Annotated in this window: 11 protein-coding genes; 8 read left to right on the top strand and 3 right to left on the bottom strand. The window is 73.1% G+C overall.

The features are described 5' to 3' along the window. Window positions 1–47 precede the first annotated feature (47 nt). Window positions 48–437: a bleomycin resistance protein gene (locus B7C62_12555; protein ARF73004.1), complete on the bottom strand. Its 390-nt coding sequence runs from the start codon at window positions 435–437 to the stop codon at window positions 48–50. A 151-nt stretch (window positions 438–588) separates the two neighbouring features. Here B7C62_12555 and B7C62_12550 point away from each other — a divergent pair, with 151 nt between their 5' ends. Next, window positions 589–936, top strand: coding sequence for a glyoxalase (locus B7C62_12550; protein ID ARF73003.1), 348 nt, complete (start codon window positions 589–591; stop codon window positions 934–936). Window positions 937–966: 30 nt separating this feature from the next. On the opposite strand, the gene B7C62_12545 is transcribed toward B7C62_12550, so the two are convergent. Together B7C62_12545 and B7C62_12540 are read right to left on the bottom strand one after the other, a co-directional pair. After that, window positions 967–2,835, bottom strand: coding sequence for an MFS transporter (locus B7C62_12545; protein ARF73002.1), 1,869 nt, complete (start codon window positions 2,833–2,835; stop codon window positions 967–969). Window positions 2,836–2,931: 96 nt separating this feature from the next. Then, window positions 2,932–3,555 (bottom strand): histidine phosphatase family protein, encoded by a 624-nt coding sequence (locus B7C62_12540; GenBank protein ARF73001.1) that lies wholly within the window; start codon window positions 3,553–3,555, stop codon window positions 2,932–2,934. Between the two features lie 548 nt (window positions 3,556–4,103). On the opposite strand from B7C62_12540, the gene B7C62_12535 reads away from it, so the two are divergent. The 7 genes from B7C62_12535 to B7C62_12505 all read left to right on the top strand — a co-directional run bounded on the left by B7C62_12535 (window position 4,104) and on the right by B7C62_12505 (window position 16,277). After that, window positions 4,104–4,892, top strand: coding sequence for a peptide ABC transporter ATP-binding protein (locus B7C62_12535; protein ARF73000.1), 789 nt, complete (start codon window positions 4,104–4,106; stop codon window positions 4,890–4,892). After that, the gene (locus tag B7C62_12530; protein ARF72999.1) at window positions 4,889–7,474 is read left to right on the top strand and encodes a hypothetical protein; all 2,586 of its coding nucleotides are present in this window, start codon (window positions 4,889–4,891) and stop codon (window positions 7,472–7,474) included. The genes B7C62_12535 and B7C62_12530 overlap by 4 nt, the downstream gene beginning before the upstream one ends. Before the next feature lie 483 nt (window positions 7,475–7,957). Beyond that, the gene (locus B7C62_12525; GenBank protein ARF72998.1) at window positions 7,958–8,248 is read left to right on the top strand and encodes a hypothetical protein; all 291 of its coding nucleotides are present in this window, start codon (window positions 7,958–7,960) and stop codon (window positions 8,246–8,248) included. 17 nt (window positions 8,249–8,265) lie between these two features. Continuing rightward, complete coding sequence (locus B7C62_12520) at window positions 8,266–10,299, top strand: AfsR family transcriptional regulator (protein ID ARF72997.1); 2,034 nt, start codon at window positions 8,266–8,268, stop codon at window positions 10,297–10,299. A gap of 4 nt (window positions 10,300–10,303) precedes the next feature. Continuing rightward, window positions 10,304–12,679, top strand: a complete 2,376-nt coding sequence (locus B7C62_12515) for a transcriptional activator protein (protein ID ARF72996.1) — start codon at window positions 10,304–10,306, stop codon at window positions 12,677–12,679. 25 nt (window positions 12,680–12,704) lie between these two features. Next, window positions 12,705–14,645: a bacteriocin biosynthesis protein SagD gene (locus tag B7C62_12510; GenBank protein ID ARF77127.1), complete on the top strand. Its 1,941-nt coding sequence runs from the start codon at window positions 12,705–12,707 to the stop codon at window positions 14,643–14,645. A gap of 48 nt (window positions 14,646–14,693) precedes the next feature. After that, window positions 14,694–16,277: a nitroreductase gene (locus tag B7C62_12505; protein ID ARF72995.1), complete on the top strand. Its 1,584-nt coding sequence runs from the start codon at window positions 14,694–14,696 to the stop codon at window positions 16,275–16,277. The last annotated feature ends 15 nt before the right edge of the window (window positions 16,278–16,292 follow it).

The raw sequence follows: 16,292 nt of genomic DNA, 5'->3' as shown, positions 1-16,292 counted from the left end.
CCGGGCGGGCCGGGCGGTCAGCCGGTAGCGCAGCAGGGCGGCCCGCCCTACGCGCTCTGCACGAGCTGGATCAGGTTGCCGCAGGTGTCGTCCAGGACGGCCGTGGTCACCGGGCCCATCTCCAGCGGCTCCTGGGCGAAGTGCACCCCGAGCCCGCGCAGCCGGTCGAACTCCGCCCGTACGTCATCGACGGCGAAGGCCGTGGCCGGGATGCCGTCCTCGAACAGGGCCGTCGTGTACGGCTTCACGGCGCGGTGCTTGTCGGGCTCCAGCAGCAGTTCGGTGCCGTCGGGGTTCTCCGGCGAGACGACGGTCAGCCAGCGGTCCTCGCCGCCCATCGGGACGTCGTGCTTCTTCACGAAGCCGAGGACGTCCGTGTAGAAGCGCAGGGCCTTCTCCTGGTCGTCGACGAAGAGGCTGGTCAGGTGGATTCTCATGGGGGGCTCTCCAGTGCGTCGCGGCGGGCGCGGAAGCGGGGGTTCAGGCACGGGTGGTGGGGCGTAAAGAGCGTGCGGCGGCGGACCTGGCGTAGTACTGCTGGGGGCACATGGAACCATGCCCGTTCTCCCCTGGAGCCTGGAGTCACTGATGACTGTTCGCCGTGTCGTGCCCAACATCCGGTCCGAGGCCGTACGGGAGAGCCGGGAGTTCTACGGACTGCTGGGCTTCGAGGAGGTCATGAACCACGGCTGGATCATGACGCTCGCCTCCCCGTCCAGCCCGGCGGCGCAGATCAGCGTCATGGGCGAGGACCGGACCGCGCCGGTCACGCCCGACCTGAGCGTCGAGGTGGACGACGTGGACGCGGCGTACGCGGTCGTGCTGGAGAGCGGCGCGGAGATCGTGCACCCCTTGCAGGACGAGGAGTGGGGCGTACGGCGCTTCTTCGTACGCGACCCCAGCGGGCGGGTGGTCAACGTCCTGGGCCACCGCTGAGCGGTCGGCGTTCCGGCCGCCGCCGAGCGGTCAACGCTCCCGGCCACCGCTGACGGGCCCCGGGGAGGAGGCCGCCGTATCGGAGGCGTCGGGCAGCACCGGGAAGCGGCGCGGGGCCAGGACGACGAGGGCGAGGAGGGCCAGCGCCGCCGCCCCCGCCGCGCCGATGTAGACGTGATCCACCGCCGCGTCCACCGCCCGGCGCAGGTAGTCCGTCGCCGCCGCCGAGAGCGCCCCCGGGTCCTCCAGGGTGCGCGCGACCGCGTCCAGGTCGTCGGGGAGCCCGGGTACGGGGGCGTCCAGGAGGCGGGCGGCCAGCACGCTGTTGGCCACCGCCCCGAAGACGGCCGCGCCGATGCTCTGGCCCACCTGGCGGCAGAAGAGGACGGACGCCGTCGTCGTACCGCGCTCCGCCCATCCCACCGTCGACTGCACGCCCACGATCAGGGGCAGCTGGAAGAGGCCGAGGGCCGCGCCGAGGAGCAGCATGATCAGGGCGGGCTGCCAGGGTTCGCCGGGGTAGGGGAGCAGCGGGAAGGCCAGCAGGGTCAGCAGGGCGGCGCTCATGCCGATGATCGCGGTGAGGCGGAAGCCGATGCGGTTGTAGACCCGGTCGGAGAGGGCCGCCGAGACCGGCCAGCTCAGGGTCATGACGGAGAGGACGAACCCGGCAGCGATCGGGCCGAGGCCGAGCACCGACTGCGCGTACGTGGGCAGGAAGACGGTCGGCGCCACCATCAGCAGCCCCATCGCGCCCAGCGCCAGGTTGACGGAGGCGATCGTGCGGCGGCGCCAGACCCACCCCGGGATGATCGGTTCCGCCGCCCGTCGTTCGATGACGACGGTCAGGGCGGCCAGCGCCGCGCTCGCCGCGAACAGGCCGAGCGAGGGCGCCGAGAGCCAGGGCCAGGCCACCCCGCCCTGGACGAGGGCGGTGAGCAGCAGGGTGCCGGTGGCGAAGACGGCGAGGGCGCCCGCCCAGTCGATACGGGGCCGGGTGCGGGCCTCCGTACGGGGCCGGGCGGGTTCGTGGAGGTGGCGGACGACCAGCCAGAGGGCGATCGCCCCGACCGGGAGGTTGATGAGGAAGATCCACCGCCAGTCGGCGTACCCGGCGAGCAGCCCGCCGACCACCGGGCCCGCGACCGCCGAGGTGGCCCAGACGGTGGACAGCTTGGCCTGGATGCGCGGGCGCTCCTTCAGGGGGTAGAGGTCGGCGGCGATGGTCTGGACGGTGCCCTGGAGGGCGCCGCCGCCGAGGCCCTGGATGACGCGGAAGGCGATGAGCGCGCCCATGTTCCAGGCGGCGGCGCAGAGCAGGGACCCGATGAGGAAGAGGATGATCCCGGCGATCAGGACCGGCTTGCGGCCGAAGGTGTCGGAGAGCTTCCCGTACACCGGGAGGGTGACGGTGACGGCGAGCAGGTAGCCGGAGAAGAGCCAGGAGAAGACGGTGAAGCCGCCGAGGTCGCCGACGATCTGGGGGACGGCGGTGGAGACGATGGTCCCGTCGATGGCGGCCAGTGCCATGCCGAGCATGAGGGCCGCGACGACGGGGCGGCGGCCCCGGGGGGTGGTGAGGGCGGCGGGGGCGGGGGGCGGCTCGGACGGTGGGCTTACGGGGCTGCCGCCCGGGGCGGGCGGGCCGCCTGCACCGGGTCCGCCACCGGCTTCGGCTTTGGCTCCCGGTCCCGCTCCGACTTCGGGTTCGGCTTCCGCTTCCGCTTCCGCTTCCGCTCCAGCTCCAGCTCCTGCTTCGGCTTCTGCTCTGGTTTCGGCTTCTGCTTCGGCTTCGGTGGATGCTCCCGTACCGCTGCCCGCTGAGAGGCCCGCGCCGCTCCTGGCGTTCGTGCCGTCCGTGGCTTCCGTGCCGCCGCCCACCGGTATTCCTTTCCCCATGCACGTATCTCCCGGGGCACTGTCTCATCCCGAGTGGCGGGCGCGGGGGCGTTCCGGTGGTTCGGGGCTTTCCCGCACGGGGAGTTCGGCCCCGGTTCAGATGTGCAGCTCGGGCGGGAAGCCGGTCCAGCGCAGGTCGGCGGGCAGGTGGCGCATGTCGTTGGAGAGGAGTACGGCGGCGGGGCGGCCGGGTGCGTAACGGATGACCGTCAGGGCCGCGTTGCCATGGTTGAGGCCGAGCCAGCGCCACTCGGGGGCGTACATGGCGTCCCTTACGAGCCAGGCGACCAGGAAGTTGTGGGTGACGACCAGCTCGTGCCGGTCCTCCTCGCCGTCGACCGGGCCGGTGAACCGTTCCAGCGCCCGGCGGGCGAGGGCGGGGCCGTGCTTCCGGTCCTCCTCGTCGGCACCGGCGATGAAGCGGAGGAAGAAGTCCGCTGATTCCGGCGGGAGTTCGTCCCGCTCGGGGATGTGGGGGACGTAGTCCCCGGCGAGCTCCGAGCGGTGCAGGGGCACGTTCTCCAGCTTGTCGCCGATGAGGTGCGCGGTCTGTTCCGCCCTCGGCAGCGGGCCGTGGTGGACGGCCGAGAGGGGGAGGTCCGCGAGGCGTCGGCCGAGCAGGGTGGCCTGGCGGCGGCCGTTCTCGGTCAGCCCGCTCTCGTCCGGTGTCGCCTCGCCGTGCCGGACGAGATACAGGTACCGGGTTGCTGCGGCGGTCATTCCCCCCCCACCCCTTCGGGCCGACTGGTGATCTTGTCCGTCGGAGGACGTCACCGCTTCGGGCGCCGGTTCCCGCAGTCCCGGTTCCCGCAGTCCCGGGTCCCGCAGTCCCGGGCGCCGGTTTCCACCGCGCCGGTTTCCACCGTCCCGGGTCCCACCGTCCCCGGCGCCGGTTCCCGTCGCGCCGGGTATCGCGGGGCTGTTCCTCCGGTACTGCTGCCGGTACCGTCCCCTCCGGTTCGGGTGCCGCTCCCTCCGGTGCGGGAGGGACCCTGACGTCGCCTCCCTCCGGAGGACGAGTCCCCCTAGGGGGCACCCCCTCATAGTGGCCAGGGCCCCTTCCTCCCGGCGGAGGACGTGTTGGCCAGGGGGTTTCCTTAACCTGTTTTTACGTCGCGGCTGCGGCGTACGCCAGAGGGGAGGGTGGGGAAAACCCCACCTCAGGACTGGGCCGGGCACCATCGCGCCGGGCCGCCTGCTCGACTCAGACTTGAACCGTATCCAGCGGTGTCGAGCCATGGAACGACAAGCGATATAGGAGATATACCGTGACAACGGCTGTAAGCATTCCCAGGCACGGGGGCACTGGAGGGCGTACGGCCGTCGCGGCGCGAGCGCGGCAGGTCGTCAAGGCGTACGGCAGCGGGGAGACCCGGGTCGTCGCGCTCGACCACGTCGACGTGGACATCGCCCGCGGGCAGTTCACGGCGATCATGGGCCCGTCCGGCTCCGGCAAGTCGACGCTGATGCACTGCCTGGCCGGGCTCGACACGGTGACGTCCGGCGAGATCTTCCTGGACGAGACCGAGATCACCAAGCTCAAGGACAAGAAGCTCACCCAGCTCCGGCGCGACCGGATCGGCTTCATCTTCCAGGCGTTCAACCTGCTCCCGACGCTCAACGCGATCGAGAACATCACGCTGCCGATGGACATCGCGGGCCGCAAGCCCGACGCGGACTGGCTCCGCCGGGTCGTGGAGACCGTCGGGCTCGCCGAGCGTCTCAAGCACCGCCCCACCGAGCTCTCCGGCGGTCAGCAGCAGCGCGTCGCGGTGGCCAGGGCGCTCGCCGCCCGGCCGGAGATCATCTTCGGCGACGAGCCGACCGGGAACCTGGACTCCCGGGCCGGGGCCGAGGTCCTCTCCTTCCTCCGCACGTCGGTCGACGAGCTGGGCCAGACCATCGTCATGGTCACCCACGACCCCGTCGCCGCCTCCTACGCGGACCGGGTGCTCTACCTCGCGGACGGCTCGATCGTCGACGAGATGAACAACCCGACCGCGGACCAGGTCCTCGACCGGATGAAGAGCTTCGACGCACGTGGGCGGACGTCATGACTGTCTGGAAGACCTCGATGCGCAACTTCTTCGCGCACAAGGGCCGGATGGCCCTCTCCGCGGTGGCGGTGCTGCTGTCCGTGGCGTTCGTCTGCGGCACGCTCGTCTTCACCGACACGATGAACACCACCTTCGACAAGCTCTTCACCATCTCCTCCCCGGACGTCACGGTCAGCCCGAAGGACGCCGACGCGAACGAGGAGCAGCCCGACAACGGCAAGCCCGTCTCCCTGCCCGCCTCGCTCGTCCAGCAGGTCGGAAAGGCCGACGGGGTGGAGAGGGCCGAGGGCGCCGCCTTCTCCATGGCGGTCACCGTCGTCAACAGCGAGAACAAGAACATGGGCTCCGAGACCGGCGCCCCCACCATCGCGAGCAACTGGACCCAGAACGACCTGCGGTCGATGGAGATCACCTCCGGACACGCACCCCGTGGCCCCACCGAGGTGATGGTCGACGCCGACACCGCCAAGAAGCACAAGCTGAAGATCGGCGACGAGCTGCGCACCATAGCCGTCACCGGTGACATCAGGGGGAAGATCAGCGGCATCGCGTCCTTCACCGTCACCAACCCGGGCGCGGCCATCGTCTACCTCGACACCGCCACCGCCCAGAAGCACCTGCTGGGCGCCCCGGACGTCTTCACCCAGATCCTGGTGACCGCCGAGAGCGGTGTCAGCGACACCGAGCTCAAGAAGAACGTGGCCGCCGCGCTCGACGGCTCCGGCGCGTACAAGCTCCAGACCCAGCAGGAGGCCGCCGACGCCAACAAGGACTCCATGGGCGCCTTCCTGGACGTCATGAAGTACGCGATGCTCGGCTTCGCCGGGATCGCCCTGCTCGTCGGCATCTTCCTCATCGTCAACACCTTCTCGATGCTCGTCGCCCAGCGGACCCGCGAGATCGGCCTGATGCGGGCCATCGGCTCCAGCCGCAAGCAGGTCAACCGGTCCGTGCTGCTGGAGGCGGTCCTCCTCGGCATCGTCGGCTCCGTCCTCGGTGTCGCCGCCGGGATCGGGCTCGCCGTCGGGCTGATGAAGCTGATGGGCGCCGTGGGCATGGAGCTGTCCACCAGGGACCTCACCGTGGCCTGGACGACCCCCGTGGTCGGCCTCGTGCTCGGGGTCGTCGTCACCGTCCTCGCCGCGTACATCCCGGCCCGCCGCGCAGGCAAGGTCTCCCCGATGGCCGCGCTCCGCGACGCCGGGACCCCCGCCGACGGCCGGTCCGGCTGGGTCAGGGCCGGGATCGGCCTGTTCCTCACCGCGGTAGGCGGCGCCGCCCTGTGGGTGACGACGCAGGCCGACAAGGCCACCGAGGGCTCGGCGTTCCTCGCCGTCGGCGTGCTGCTGACCCTGATCGGCTTCATCGTGATCGGCCCGCTGCTGGCCGGTGTCGTCGTCCGCGCCTTCGGCGTGATCGTCCTGCGGCTCTTCGGCCCGGTCGGCCGACTGGCCGAGCGCAACGCGCTGCGCAACCCCCGGCGTACGGGGGCGACCGGCGCGGCCCTGATGATCGGGCTCGCCCTGGTGGCCTGCCTCTCCGTCGTCGGGTCCTCCATGGTGGCCTCGGCCACCGACGAGCTCGACAAGTCGGTCGGGGCGGACTTCATCGTCCAGGACAGCGGTGCGGGCAGGCCGATCGTGCCCCAGGCCGCCGAGGCCCTGCACAAGGTCCCCGGCCTGGAGCACATGACCGACTACACCTTCATCAAGGCGAAGATCACCGCCCCCGACGGCAGGACGGTCGACGAGGGCATCACCGCCACCACCCCGACGTACCAGCAGGACGTCCGCCGCACCGCCGTCTCCGGCGACCTGGCGAAGGCGTACGACAAGGACGCCATGTCCGTCGGCGAGGACTACGCGGAGAAGTACGGCGTCAAGGTCGGGGACACCCTCACCGTCGCGTTCAAGGCCGGGGAGAGCGCGAAGCTGAAGGTCGCCGCCGTCACCTCCGACGACACGAACATCGACCGCGGCGCGATGTACACCAACATCACCACGGCGACCTCCTACATCGCCGCCGACAAGATGCCGCAGAACGTGGCGATGTTCGGCAAGGCCGAGGAGGGCAAGGAGAAGGAGGCGTACGCGGCCCTCAAGAGCGTGCTCGCCGAGTACCCGGTCTACAAGGTGCAGAACCAGGCCGACTTCAAGGAGAATCTGAAGAACCAGATCGGCCAGCTCCTGAACATCGTGTACGGCCTGCTCGCCCTCGCGATCATCGTCGCGGTGCTCGGTGTGGTGAACACCCTCGCCCTCTCCGTGGTCGAGCGCACCCGGGAGATCGGCCTGATGCGGGCCATCGGCCTCTCCCGCCGTCAGCTCCGCCGCATGATCCGGCTGGAGTCCGTGGTCATCGCCCTCTTCGGTGCCCTGCTGGGACTGGGACTGGGGATGGGCTGGGGCACAGCGGCCCAGAAGCTGCTGGCGCTGGAGGGCCTCGAGGTCCTGGAGATCCCGTGGCCGACGATCCTCACGGTCTTCGCCTGCTCGGCGCTGGTCGGCCTGTTCGCCGCCCTCGTCCCGGCCTTCCGGGCGGGCCGGATGAACGTCCTCAACGCCATCGCGACGGACGGATGAGAGCACCGAGGAGCCCCCTGACGGACGGGCGAGAGCACTGAGGGCCGCCGCGACCGGCAGGGAAGGCTTTCCGCCCCCACCTCGTCGGTCGCAGCTGCCCCAACCCCCACCTCGTCGGTCGCAGCTGCCTCCGCCCCGTCGGTCGCAGCCGCAGCCGCCCTCGCCCTGTCGGTCGCAGCCGTGGCCGCCGGGGCGGGACGGGTGAGTACCGCAGGGAGCTCCCAACGGGCCTCCGCCAGGACGGTGTTCACCTGAGGATGACCGGCAGGCCCCTGGGCGTTCCGCCGAACGCCCAGGGGCCGAACACGTTCCCCTGACAGCGCTCTCCCAGACCGGTGGGAGCTGTCAGCTTGTTGCACGCGGGGTCGCCGCCGTGTGCAACAAGCTGACACGGCAACGCCTCTGCGCCCCCGCCCCGCGCTGGCATCGTCGTCCGTGCCGGGACCCACCCCGGCACGGACGACAACGCCGAAAGGGGACAACGTGTTCAGGACTTCGCCCCACCCGAAGCCGCGCCGCTCGCCCCGTACCGCCGCCGCCCTCACCGCCGGGACCGCCCTCGCCGCCGTCATCCTCCTGGCCGGACCCGCGGCCGCCGCTCCCGGGCAGGAGGCACCCACGGCTCCGGCCGCCACCGCCGGCCACGCCTCCTCGGCCGATGGGCACGGGCTCGTCACCCGGCTGATCTGTACGGAGTCGGCAGGAGGCATCGGCCGACTGCCGGCGGAATCCGTGCCTGTCCGGGTGTGCAAGCTGGTCAACGGCTGGGACTAGGGCCGGGCCGGATCGTGATGCGGTTTCAGCTGCTCGGTCCGCTGGCCCTCGCGGACGGACCCGATGTCGTCGTCCTCCAGCCATCCAAGCCCGTCATCCTGCTCGCCGCGCTCCTGCTGAACGCCAACTCCACCGTCTCCGCCGAGTACTTGCAGCGGGCGGTCTGGGGGGAGGACCAGCCCGCCACCGCCAGGGCCGCGCTCCAGACCTGCGTCCTGCGGCTGCGTCGGCTCTTCACCAAGCACGGGGTCACCAGTACCTCCATCGAGGCGGTCCCCGGCGGCTACCGGATCACCGCCGGGCCCTCGACCCTGGACCTCCTCGGCTTCCGCGACCAGGTGCGCCGGGCCGCCGCCCTCGCCCGGGACCCGGAGGCGGAGCTGTACACGCTCAAGGACGCCCTCTCCCTCTGGCAGGGTTCACTGCTCGCCAACGTGCGGTCCGACGTCCTGCACCGGGACGAGGTACCCCGGCTCGCGGAGGAGCGGCTCCGGGCGGTCGAGCGGGTCTGCGATCTGCTGCTGGGGCTCGGGCGCTGCGGTGACGCCCTGGTCGACCTCTGGGCAGCTACGCGCGTATACCCGGGCCACGAGCGGTTCCACGAGCAGCTCATCGAGGCCCTTTACCGCAGCGGGCGCCAGTCCCAGGCCCTTGCCGAGTACCGGAGGGTCAAGGGCTTCCTCCTGGACGAGCTGGGTGTGGACCCCTCGCCGTCCCTGCGGCAGCTGGAGCTGTCCATCCTGCGGGGCGAGGACCTGGGGGCCGTCGTCCAGGCCGGGACAACGGCCCGCGTGACCGCCGCCGCCCCGACGCCCGGCGTGCCCGCCCTGGAGGCCGCCGGTACGCCGGAACCGGGGCCGCACCCGGCGCCCGCCCCCCGGGCCGTCCAGGGCGTGGCCGTCGCCCCCGGGGCCGGGCCCGTCGCCGTCGTGCCGCACTTCACCGGCCGGGCGGCGGAGGCCGAGGCCATGGCCGCCCGTCTCACCGCCGAGCCCCCGCACGGCGCCGACGGCCAGCGCCCCCTCGCCGTGCTGGTCTCCGGCGCCCCCGGCATCGGCAAGACCGCCCTGGCCCAGCACGTCGCCCACCTGGTGCGGGACAGCTTCCCGGCCGGGCGGCTGCTCGTCCGGATGACCCGGCCGGACGGCCGTCCCCGTACGGCGGACGAGATCGCCGCCGACGTGGCCGCCGCGCTCGGCCCCGGCGGTACGGGAGGAACCGGCGGTACGGGCGCAACCGGCGGTACGGGTGGTACGGGCGGAACCGGCAGGACGGGGGGAAGCGGCGGTTCGGGCACGGTGGTCGGCCGGGCCCTGCTGATCCTGGACGACGTGGTCGACGCCGACCAGGTCCGCCCGCTGCTCACCCCCGGCGTGCTGGCCGGAGGCCCGCCCCGGCCGCCCGCCGGAGGAACCCCGGCCCACCCCGAAGGCCCCGACCTGGCCGTCGTCGTCACCAGCCGGATGGGGCTCGGCGGTCTCATCGCCACCCACGGCGGCTGGGTGCACCGGCTGACCGCCTTCACGGAGGCGGAGTCGTACGCGTTCCTGCTCGCCGCCCTCGGCGCCGAACGGGTCGAGGCCGAACCGCGGGCCGCCCAACGGCTCGCCACCCTCTGCGGCCACTTCCCGGCCGCCCTGCGCATCCTCACCGCCCGGTTGCTCACCCGCCCCGGGCTGCGGCTCGGGGACGCCGTCGACTGGCTGGGGGACGACCCGCTGGCCCGGCTCACCCTGACCGACTCCCCGGACCACTCGGTGAGCGGCCTCTTCGACCGTGCGCTCGGCCGCCTCGACCCCCGGCTCTCCGAAGCCCTCCTCCGTATCGGCACCGGCCCGCCGGAACTCCTGCGCGAGGCCGACGGAGAGAACGGCCCGGACGGCCCGGAGAACCACGACCGCCCGTCCGTCCCCGAAGACGTACTGGAACAACTCGCCGACGCCGGACTCCTGGAGGACGGGCCGCCGGGTCCGTACCGCGTGCACGAGCTGCTCCGCGCCCATCTGCGAAGAACCGTCCGTATCCGTGACCGCCGCACAGAGAAGGTGTGAGCCCATGGCCGAGAGCGCCTCCCCCGCACCCGCCGCACCCGCCGCCGGGTCCGCACCCACCGCACCCGCCGGGCCCGCCCCCACCAGCGCCTTCGACGCGCTCGCGGCGACCCGCCCGCGCATCCGCCGGGACGTCCTGTTCACCGAGACCCCCGGTGGCGTGCTCTTCCACAACGCCGACGGCGGCTTCCACCTCACCGGCCGCACCGCCTACCGCTTCGCCTCCCTCGTCGTCCCCCACCTCACCGGCCACCACCGGATGGACGAACTGTGCGCCGGATTCGGCCCGGCCCAACGGGCGATGGCCGCCGAACTGGTCAGGACGCTGTACGCGCGCGGCTTCGCCCGCGGCATCCCGGCCACCGAAAGCACCACGGACACCACCGGAGCCGAGGGGGCCTCCGGGGACAACGACCTCCCGGATGAGATCACCGAGCGATTCGCCGCCCAGATCGCCTACGTCGACCACTACACCGACGGCGCCCCCGCCCGCTTCGCCCGCTACCGTGCCACCCGCGTCGCCGTCCTCGGTGACGACGAGACCGCCCGCTGGTGCGCGCTGAGCCTGGTGCGCAACGGCTGCGCCCGGATCGGCACCACCACCGCCCACGACGACGTGACAGCCGAGGCCGCCAGGGCCGGAGCGCGGATCGAGACGATCAACGCCGGAGCCGAAGTGGACGCGGCCTGGCCCGAGCTGGCCGGGTACGACGTCGTCGTGGTCACCGGCGCCGGGGCCGGGGCGCGGACCCACGCCCTGCTGGCCGCCGGGGTCCCCGAAGGCGTCACGCTCATCCCCGCCTGGCTCTTCGGCCGCCGCCTGATCGTCGGCCCGCTCGCCACCGCCACCTCCACCGGCTGCTGGTCCTGCGCGCTCCTGCGCCTCGGCGCCAACGTCGACGCGGGCAACGCCGCCACGTTGTGGAGCGAGGCGGCCGGAGCCGTCCCCGTCTCCGGCGACACCCTCACCGGCCCGGTCGCGGCGATGGTCGGCAACCTCGTCGGCTACGAGATCTTCCGCCTCACCACCGGCGCCCTCCCCGCCGAGACGGCCGGTCAGCTCCTCGTCCAGGACCTCGCATCGCTCGACGTGATGGCCGAACCGGTCCACCCCCACCCCCGCTGCACCCGCTGCGCCGCCCTCACGGCCGACCAGGGTCCGGCCCCCGCCGCGCTGCCGGACGCCCTCGCGCTGCCCGTCACCCCGACCGTGGAGACGGCCCGGGACGCGGAGGCGCTGGTCGAGGAGTTGAACCGGATCAGCACGGCGCTGGTGCGCCCGTACACCGGGATCTTCAGCCGGTACGACGACGAGGAGCTGACCCAGACCCCGCTGAAGCTCAGCCGGGTGGAGGTGGCGCTCGGCGGCGGGGTGCGCAGGAGGATCGGCGCGTTCGACGTGCACCACCTGGCGGGGGCGCGGATGCGGGCGCTGTACGCGGCGGCGGAGGCGTACGTCGAGCACGTCGTACCGCTCGCGGAGGCCGGGCAGGACGGTCCGCGCCAGACCGTACGCACCCTCGGCCCCGCCGACCTCACCACGGGCGGCGGCACCGGTGCCGAGCCCACCGCCTGGGCGGTGGCGACCTCGCTGATCAGCAAGGAGCCCGTACGGGTTCTGGCGGCGGCCCTGCGCCCCTTCGGCCCGCACAACCGGGACCGGGCGCAGCTGGCGAGCCGGGCCGGTTCCGGGGCGGGCGGCAGCGCGGCGGAGGCGGCCGGGCAGGGGCTGCTCTCGGCGCTCGCGCACGACGCCCTGGTCCGGGCGGTGCGGGGCACCACCCCGGTCAGCCCGGTCGCGGCCGACGGCGACGACCCGGAGCTGGTGTTCCTGCTGAAGTCGGCCGCCAACCTGGACATCGCGGTGGAGCTGCTGGACCTGGGGGAGGAGGGGCGCACCTCGGCCCACGTGGTCCTGGCCCGCGAGGCGAACAGCCCTTCCACGCTTAGAAGTTCGGCCCGCGAGGCGAACAGCCCGTCCGCACAAGGGGGTTCGGCCCACGAGGCGTCCGACGCCTCCGCGCGGGGCCGTTGGGCGGTCGGGGCCGGGCTCTCCCGGCGTACGGCGGCGGCCTCGGCCCTGCGCGATCTCCTCGGCCAGGTCCAGCTGGCCGCCGAGGACCCGGGGGCGGTGGTCGACCTCGGTGACCCGCTGCTGGGGGACCTCGCCCCGGCGGCGATCGCGGTCGGCGGGGAGTCGGTGCCGGTGAAGGGGGCGGAGACGACGTTCGACGCGGTGCTGGACCGGCTGCGTGCCACCGGGCGCGACGCGCTGTACGTGGACACCACCCCGGCCGACCTCCTGGCGGGCTCCATCGCCACGGCCCGGGTGCTGGTCACGGTGGACTCCCTCATCCCGGGTGGCCCTGATGCCCGTTGAGACACCGGTGGCCGCCCCGCCCGTCCTGGGGGAGTCCACCACCCTGTTCACCGAGCTGATACGGGCCGGGCTCGCCCCGCACGCCGAGGCCGGGACTCCCCTCCTGGACGTCCAACCCCTCGGCGTACGGGACGCGTTCAGGGCGGAGGCGGTCCCGGCCGACGCTGCCGTCCCGGTCCGCTACTACGGCCGCCACGCCGTCATCGGCCCCTTCCCGGCAGCGGACCCCGCAGGTCTCAGCGGTCCCCGACTCCCGTGCTCGCGTTGCCTGGAGCGCCGCTGGCAGGCCGTGCGTTCGGTCCCCCTGCGCGAGGCGCTGGAGCTGGGTGCGGGGACCCGGGCGGCGGGCCCGTCCCCGTACCTCACGCCCTTCGCGGCGGAGGCGGTGGCCGGGCTGATCGCCGCCCGGCTGAGCGGCGGCGGCCCGGAGGCCGGGGCCTTCCCCGCCGTCCATCTGGTCGACCTTCAGACCCTGGCCGTCCGCCACTACCCGCTCGTCCCGGACCCCGAGTGCCCGGTCTGCGCCACCCCGGAGCCCGACACCGACGAGGCCGCCACCATCACCCTGAAGCCCGCGCCCAAGCTGCGCCCCGGCGGCTTCCGGGTCCGGGACATCGGGACGTACGAGCTGCCCATCGAGCCGTACGCCAACCCGGTCTGCGGCTCCCTCGGCCCCTCCGTCGTCCAGGACGTCTCCTCCACCTCCACCTCGGCCACTGTCGGCTGCTTCTCGATGCGTTCGGGCCCCTATCTGCGCGAGACGTTCTGGGGCGGGCACGCCGACACCTTCGCCGAGAGCGTGCGGATCGGAGTGCTGGAAGGGCTGGAGCGGTATGCGGGGATGCGGTCGCGGGCCAAGCACGCCCAGGTGCGGGCGAGCCTGGACGACCTGCGGGCGGACGGCCGGGCGGCGGTCGACCCCCGGACCGTCGGCCTCTACTCCGATGCCTTCCACGCCGCCAACCCCCGTGTCCTGCCGTTCACTTCGGACCGGGAGATCCCGTGGGTGCGGGGCTGGTCGCTGCGGGACGAGCGGACCGTGCTGGTGCCGGAGGTGCTCACGTACTACCACGCGCCGGGCCTGGAGAACCGGTTCGTGCAGGAGAGCTCCAACGGCTGTGCGTCGGGCGGGGCGTTGGAGGAGGCCGTCTACTTCGGGCTGATGGAGGTCGTGGAGCGGGACGCGTTCCTGCTCTCCTGGTACGGGCGGGCCGCGCTGCCCGAGATCGACCCGCGCACCAGCCGCCGCCCGGCCACCCGCCAGATGGTGGACCGGCTGGAGATGTACGGGTACGAGGCCCGGTTCTTCGACACCCGGATCACCTTCCCCATCCCCGTCGTCACCGGGGTCGCCGTCCGCCCCGACGGCGGTCTCGGCCGGATGTGCTTCGGCGCGGGCGCCGGACTCGACCCCGAGGCGGCCCTGGCCGGGGCGCTCTGCGAGATCGCCACCGACGCCGTCAACCTCCAGGGCCGCACCGAGCGCGACGAGGAGCGGCTGCGGGCGATGGCGGACGACTTCGACCAGGTGGCCGCCCTCCATGACCACCCCCTCGCCTACGGCATCCCGGAGATGGGCGACCACGCGGACTTCCTGCTCGGCGCCCCCGGCTCCGTACGCCAACCGCCTCTCTCCTTCGAGGAGTTGTACGGGGACGGGCCCGGGGCCCGGCCGGTCCTCCCGGTCTCCGGCGATCTGCGCGAGGACCTCGGGCGGTGTGTGGACGCCGTCACGGCCGCCGGGTTCGACGTGGTCGTGGTCGACCAGACCATGCCCGAGCAGCGGGCCCTGGGGCTGACCACGGTGAGCGTCCTCGTCCCCGGTCTGCTGCCCATCGACTTCGGCTGGAGCCGGCAGCGCGCCCTGCGGATGCCCCGGCTGCGGACCGCGCTGCGCGAGGCGGGGCTGCGGACGGCGGACCTCACCGACGCCGACCTCAACCCGGCCCCGCACCCGTTCCCCTGACCGCCCCCCGGCCGCCCTTCCGCCCCTGCCGTGACCAAGGAGCCCGCCATGGGATACGCCCATGAATACGCCGACGCGATCATGCACCGCGGCCGGGTCCCGATGGACCCCGCCGACTACGTACCGAACTGGCAGGACGGGCCCCGCAAGGCCAAGTTCTACCCGGGCGCCGACAGCTTCCCGCTGCCCGACGCCCCCTATCCCGCCGACGCCACGCTCGACCGGGGCCTGTGCGCCGAAGGGGCGCCGGAAGAAGGCGAGTTCGACCTCGTGACCCTCTCCGGGATGCTCCGCGACTCCTACGGGCTCACCGGCCGCCGTCTGGGTGTCCAGGCCAACACCGACCTGAGCGCCCTGCCCTTCTACCCGCTGGCCAACTGGTCGCGCGGCTCGGCCTCCGGCGGCGGGCTCTACCCGGTCGCCGTCCACTGGGTCTCCGGGCCGAGCGGCCCCGTACCGCCCGGGGTGCACTACTACTCCACCCGCCACCACACCATGCAGCGGCTGCTGACCGGCGATGTGACCGGCCGGGTGCGCGCCGCGCTGGGGGAGGGGGCGCCGGGGCCGGAGACGGACCAGTATCTGGTGCTCTCCATCAAGTACTGGCAGAACGCCTTCAAGTACAACAGCTTCTCCTTCCACGCCGTCTCCATGGACCTCGGCGCCTGCGTCCAGACCTGGCGGATGTGGGCGGCGGCCCGGGGGCTGGCCGTCGAGCCCGCGCTCTGGTTCGACGAGGCGCGGCTCGCGGAGCTGCTGGGGGTGGACCCGGAGGAGGAGGGGATCTTCGCGGTCGTGCCGTTGAAGTGGGCCGGATACCACGGGAGTTCGGGCCAGGGGTGCGCCGCGTCGGTCTCCGTGCGCCGCAAGGACGCCGAGCGCTCCCGTACCGTCCTCGCCTTCGACGCGCTCCTGCGGATGCAGGCCGCCACCTCAGCCGACGCCACCGCCCGCCCGGCCCCCGGAGCGCTCGCCCCGGCCGCCGCGCACCCGGCCGACCCGGCGGCCGAGGAGGTCGGACTGCCGCCCGCCCGGCCGCTGGAGACCGACGTCCGCACCGCGCTGCGCGACCGCCGCTCCAGCTTCGGCCGCTTCGAGGCCCGGCTGCCGGTGACCCGGCCGCAGCTGGCGGCCTGCCTCGCCGCGGCGGTGGCCGGATCGCGGCTCGGCGGGGACACCGGTGACGTACGGCTGGCGAAGCTGTACGCCTTCGTCAGCCATGTGGAGGGGGTGGCGCCGGGGTCGTACGCGTACGACCCCGAGCGGCGCAGCCTGCGGCGGGTGAAGGAGGGGCGGCCGGGGGAGTTCCTCCAGCGCAACTACTTCCTCGCCAACTACAACCTGGAGCAGGCCGGGGCCGTCCTGGTGCCGACCGTCCGCACCACCGCCGTGCTGGACGCGGTCGGGGACCGGGGATACCGCCTGGTCAACGCCACCGTCGGGGCCGTCGCCCAGTCCCTGTACACCGCCGCGTCCGCCGTCGACCTGGGCTGCGGGGTGGCCCTCGGCTTCGACAACATCTCCTACATCGAGGAGCTGGGACTCGACGGGACGGGTGAGGCGCCGCTGCTCATCATGATGATCGGCAACGAACGGCCCGCACCGGCCGACTTCCGCTACGAGATCGCCTGAGCGGGGGGACCGGAC

The sequence above is a fragment of the Kitasatospora albolonga genome (genome assembly GCA_002082585.1).
GTDB classification, from domain to species: domain Bacteria; phylum Actinomycetota; class Actinomycetes; order Streptomycetales; family Streptomycetaceae; genus Streptomyces; species Streptomyces stephensoniae.
The sequence above is the reverse complement of the archived record's forward strand: the minus strand, read 5'-3'. Positions and strand labels throughout refer to the sequence as shown.